This is a genomic window from Kosmotoga sp., assembly GCF_982836095.1.
Window position 1 is genome coordinate 1 of the sequence record NZ_CEYIHJ010000136.1, and the last position, 5,382, is coordinate 5,382.

Annotated in this window: 4 protein-coding genes and 1 pseudogene; all 5 read right to left on the reverse strand. The window is 41.1% G+C overall.

Features of this window, described 5'->3' with window-relative positions; translation table 11 throughout:
- On the reverse strand, nt 1-885 hold an 885-nt coding region (locus tag AC3LHT_RS08550; RefSeq protein WP_488662594.1), incomplete at its 3' end, for an alpha/beta hydrolase family protein.
- A gap of 272 nt (nt 886-1,157) precedes the next feature.
- A complete protein-coding gene (locus tag AC3LHT_RS08555; RefSeq protein ID WP_488662595.1) occupies nt 1,158-1,640 on the reverse strand; it encodes an RpiB/LacA/LacB family sugar-phosphate isomerase in 483 nt (160 codons plus the stop codon).
- Nucleotides 1,641-1,653: 13 nt separating this feature from the next.
- A complete protein-coding gene (locus tag AC3LHT_RS08560; RefSeq protein WP_488662596.1) occupies nt 1,654-3,672 on the reverse strand; it encodes an alpha-glucosidase in 2,019 nt (672 codons plus the stop codon).
- Nucleotides 3,665-4,645, reverse strand: a complete 981-nt coding sequence (locus AC3LHT_RS08565) for a transketolase family protein (protein WP_488662597.1) — start codon at nt 4,643-4,645, stop codon at nt 3,665-3,667. The genes AC3LHT_RS08560 and AC3LHT_RS08565 overlap by 8 nt, the downstream gene beginning before the upstream one ends.
- 4 nt (nt 4,646-4,649) lie before the next feature.
- A pseudogene (locus AC3LHT_RS08570) lies at nt 4,650-5,333 on the reverse strand (transketolase).
- Nucleotides 5,334-5,382 lie beyond the last annotated feature (49 nt).

Genomic DNA, 5,382 nt, shown 5'->3' on the forward strand with positions numbered 1-5,382 from the left:
ACCAGTTCCGAATGAACCACCCCATGGGGCAAAAAGTACTGCAGCTTTTACAAACGGGTCACCTTCATCGGAAGGTTTGGCAATAAGCATCGAAGCAAATTCACCAAGAAAACCTTTGATAGTATTGCTATCTTCAAGTCCGGCACCGAGTGTTCTAAGCGCACCGTAACCACCCATTGAGTAACCAATAATGCCCACTTCATTTGGGTTACAGAGATCTTTCCAAATTGGCATTTTGAGTATCTCACGTATAACAAATTTCTGATCTAAAGAACGATTGACAAGTGTACTTGCAAAATGTCCTACATCTTTGTAAGTTGAATCTGTATGATCGATGGAAACTACGACATATCCTTTGGAGGCAAGATTTTCCCCAAGATAGAAGAGTAAATGACGTGAACCCGGGTATCCATGAGAAATTATGATGAGTGGATAAGGTCCATCAGCTGTGTCTGGAACCGCATCACGCGTTGCCCTACCTAAGAAAGTGTATGGTACAAGAGTGCCGGGCTTGTCGTAGCGACCAAGAAAATCACAGTAAACTGTTACCTGAACTTGCCCCGCTTTAAGTGTCGCCGGGTACCATACCTCAACTGTAAGAGGTCGATCATAGATAACAGTGGATTTGCTGGTTATAGTATTGATAACATCTGTCTGGTTGGGATTAGACAGATGAAGCGTTTGTACACCAACCATGTATTCACCCCGTGCTGCAAGGGCAGGAGCATCAGGAAGAGGATCTCCCCAAATGGTACCCATTGGATGTTGAGCGTAATCAAAAACGTCGTATGAGATTTCATTTTGGACGTTGGCAGAGTTCTGTCCAAATGCAAATACAACCGTAATAAGCATACATAAGATCGCGAATAACAACTTGCTATTCATGCAAAACCCCTCCTTAGGTTTAACAAAATTCCCAAACTATGCGTTATTAGATTAATGTTCGTTAAACGAGACATGCAAGGCCTTTAGTGTAATCGAGCAATGGTGTCTTGCGTTCAATTCTGGAATAAGCATTCATACATAGATTTTAAAAGTTCCGTACATGGGAAACCGCCGTTTGTTGCGTATAGCTTCAAAACTAGTTTAGTGAGTTTTCATGCTCTTTTCATTTTTTAATGTACATAGTTTGGGATTATATAGGTCTCTCACCTTGGTTATTTAAAATTTTCCATCTCTATTTCCTTTACTTTTTCAAGAGCATTTTTTAAGAACTCCTGCCTATCTTCAGGAAATCCTTCAGCGAAACTGGCATTTAACCATCTTTCAAGCATGTCGATAGCTTCCTGCGGAGCAAGCTTCCATCCTCCCATGGTAAGAACATTCGCATTATTAATAACTTTAGCCATTTTGGCACCATAACTTCCCTCTACAACGGCTGCATAGACACCTTTGAATTTGTTAGCGACTATTGCCATACCCATTCCTGTGCCGCAGCAAAGAAGACCACGGGAAAATTCCCCGGATTGCACTTTTTTAGCAACTTTGGGAGCAACTTCATAATAGGGTTGGAAGTCTTCAATTGTTTGCATTCCTACATCTTCAACTTCAAAGCCGTGTTCAACGAGATATTCTTTCAAAGCTTCTTTCAATGTAAACCCGGATTTGTCAGAGCCTATTACAATTTTCTTGTTTTCCATTGCGCGATCCCTCCTATAAACGTGCTATTTCTCTGAATAGTTCAGAGTATGTGGAATTTTTTCTGAAGAATACTGGTATTTTTTCAAGAGGACTATCAACGGCATAAATTCCCTTTTTATATTCCTCCCCTGTCCAAAGATTAACCCATTCTCCCTCAGGAAGATATACTTCATGCACTCGTTCCCCTTTAGTAATTACAGGGGCAATCATCAAGTCTTCCCCGAGCATGTACTGGTATTTCATATCGAAGAAATTTGGGTCATCTTCAAAGTGAATCAGTGGGTGTCTCATCACAGGAATGCCTTTTTCACTATTTTCCCTAATGAGCCTCATTAAATATGGAGTGAGTTTGGAGTGAATTCTGCTCATTTTTGCAAAATGTAGTAATGTTTCTTCGTCGGAGTCAAATTGCCAGTTTTCCTCTGGCAAATTCCCTTCGTGGTTTCGCATAACAGGTGTAAAAGCAGCAAGAGAGCTCCACCTGATAAAAAGTTCTTTACTTCTGATAACACTAATGACATCATTTTTGATTGTTGTATAACCGCCAATATCTGAGTGAGTAAGGCCAAAACCGCTATATCCTAAAGAAAGAGCAGCGGGTATTATTGAGGGAAGACCATCATCAAGGCTCCAGTCAACCATCTGATCTCCAGCCCACATAAGAGTTGAGTAGGCTGATGTTCCTGTGTATCCAGCTCTTGTAAAGAATACAATTTCTCCAAGTTTTCCCATTTCTTCGATGGCTTCACGATTGAGCTTAGCCCAGAATACTGGAAACTTGTTGTGATAAGCTTTGGCATCTTCACCTGAATGAAGCAGGGCATCGGTTGGTAAGTATTCACCATAATCTGCCATCCATCCGGAAAGGCCTATGCCAATCATGTTGGTTTTTATCACTTCTTTTAGCCAGTTATAAGCATCTGGATTTGTGATGTCAACTATAGCAGCAGGAAATGTGGTCACAACAACATGATACTCACTGCCATCTTTCTTTCTGATAAGATAACCCTTTTCAGAAGCCTCTTTGTACAGATCTCCTTCAAGAGCTAAGAAAGGATTTATATAACCCATTACTCTTATTCCGCGTTCCCTTAGGTCAGAAACGAGTTTTGGAAGATCAGGATAAAGTTCGCTGTCATATTTCCAATCCCACATAAGCTGCTTGCCAAAGGTTGTAATCCTTTTTCCTTCCCAATCCTGAATCCAGATTGCTCCTATCTTCAGGCCTTTTTCCAATGCCCTTTCGATTTTTGGCATAATAATATCTGTTCCACCCTGGAGGCCGAGCACAACACCATCGACTATCCATTTCGGAAGACCAGGCTGCCTTCCCAAATATTCGGACTGTTTGGTAACGACTTCCATTAAGCTACTTCCGGTTTCAATGAAGATAGACTCGGGAATATTCCAGCATTCTAGTTCGTGATAACTACTATGGCTGAAATCAAATTTCATGTAATGACTATCATTGACATGACAAAAGTATCTCCTGGTCGAAATGAATGTTGGTTGAGGGAAATATGTGGTGTACCAATTCCCCCCAGCCTTTTCAAACTTATCTGCGACGAAAGTTGCCAATTCTTTTTTGTTCCGCCCAACTCCCTGTTCTGAAACCCATAGAGGTACTTTCTTCCCTCTTAGGTCTAACTCGGAGAATTGTTCACCACAACCGTAGATGCGCTCATTAGAGGCAGCATGGAGTCTTATCCAAAACCTGTTCCATGAACCCCGACAGCTTCTAATAGCGATTTTTACTTTGTCATCTTCAGCCTCTAAAGCAAATTCAACAGCTGCGTCTTCATTTCCAAAAATAAGTTTTGCCTTTTCAGGAAGAAGCTCCTTTACCTGCCAGCGACGTAAGGCTATTCTCTCTTCCAATTCATCGCCAATTTCAAAATTTCCATGGTACATGCTGTATGTTTCATTGCCGCGGCCAACAAAAACGCTTGGATTCTTCACTGAATGATCCAGTATGAGTAACTTTCCGAGTAATACCTGAAGTTTATTGTCATCATTTAAAACTCTAAGCATTTTTTACCCTTCTTTTCCAGAAGTCACCATTATTCTTCATCAAAATGACCTCCTTTGCCGCCTTAACGATATCTTCGGCGGTCATTTTGTATTTTTTCAACAAAAATTCCCTTTTGCCGACTTCACCAAAATGGTCTCTTATGCCTATTCTTCTCATAGGAACTGGATACTCTTCTGCAAGAACCTCTGCAACAGCGCTTCCCCAACCGTTAATAATACTGTGGTTTTCCGCAGTGACAATAGCACCTGTTTCCATAGCTGCTTTTACTACGGTTTCTCTATCGATAGGTTTCAATGTGTGCATGTTGAGAACTCTGGCGTATATGCCCTCATTTTCCAGTAGGGTTGCAGCTTTTATGGAATTTTCTATCATTATTCCGCTGCAAATTATAGTTACATCATTTCCATCTCTAATTTTATGAATCTTCCCCAGTGTAAATTCTGTTTTCTCAGGGAAAAGTAATCTACTGTTCTTTCTATCCAATCTCATATACACTGGTGAATCAACGCTAATTATCTGAGGCAGAAGAGACAGGAGCTGAACGGAATCGGCAGGTTCAACCACAATCATTCCAGGTAGGTTTCTCATGATACCAGCATCTTCAAAACTCATGTGAGTTCCACCATTCAGTTCGGCAGCTACTCCAGGATCTGTACCACCTATTTTTACATTTAATTTGGAATAGGCAATTGAAATTGTAATCTGATCAAATGCCCTTCGTGTAGCAAAAGGGGTGAAAGAGTGAGCAAATGGTATCATACCCATAACTGCTAATCCAGAGGCAATCCCCATAAGATTTGCTTCAGCAACACCAACATCTATGAATCGGTCTGGAAATCTTTCCTTGAAGGGTATAGTTCCAGAGGCTTTCCCAAGATCCGCTTCTAGAACTACTATCCGATCATCATTTTCTGCGATTTCAATGAGTTTTTTTGTATATACTTTTCTGAGTTCCTGACCCCGAATCTCCATGATACTACACCTGCCCTTTTTCTAATTCTTCTACCGCTTTTTTCCACTCTTCTTCTGAAACTTTCATGTTATGACATGAAAGCTTCCCTTCGGCAAAGAAGGCTCCTTTTCCTTTTATCGTGTTCAAGATAATCATAGACGGTTTCTCCTTACCTTTTACCGCTTTTGATAATGCTGCATTGATTTCTTCAATATCATGGCCATTTACTGAACAGACGTTCCAACCAAATGCCCTCCATTTATCTTCCAGGGGCTCCAGAGAATTTATTTCATCTATCGTGCCGTCAATCTGCATTTTATTGTAATCGAGCATGGCTACTAAGTTATCCAGCCTTTTACTCGAAGCAAGCATAGCAGCTTCCCATATCTGTCCTTCCTGACTTTCACCATCGCCGATTATTAGGAAAACTTTCGAAGGATATTATGTGATTTTCTTCGCTATAGCGAAACCGACGGCGGCTGAAAATCCCTGCCCAAGAGAGCCTGCTGTCATATCTACTCCGGGGGTTCTTAGTCTGTCACAATGAGATGGGAGCATGGTTTCAGGCTGATTCAACGTATAAATCCAATCCAGCGGGAAAAAACCCTTATCTGCAAGAACAGCGTAAAGCGCTGGCCCTCCATGCCCTTTTGAGAGCACAAAATGGTCTCTTCCTTCCCAGTGTGGTTCATTTGGTTTAACATTCATGAATCTATAGTATAAAACCACCAAAGCATCAACTATTGACAATGACCAT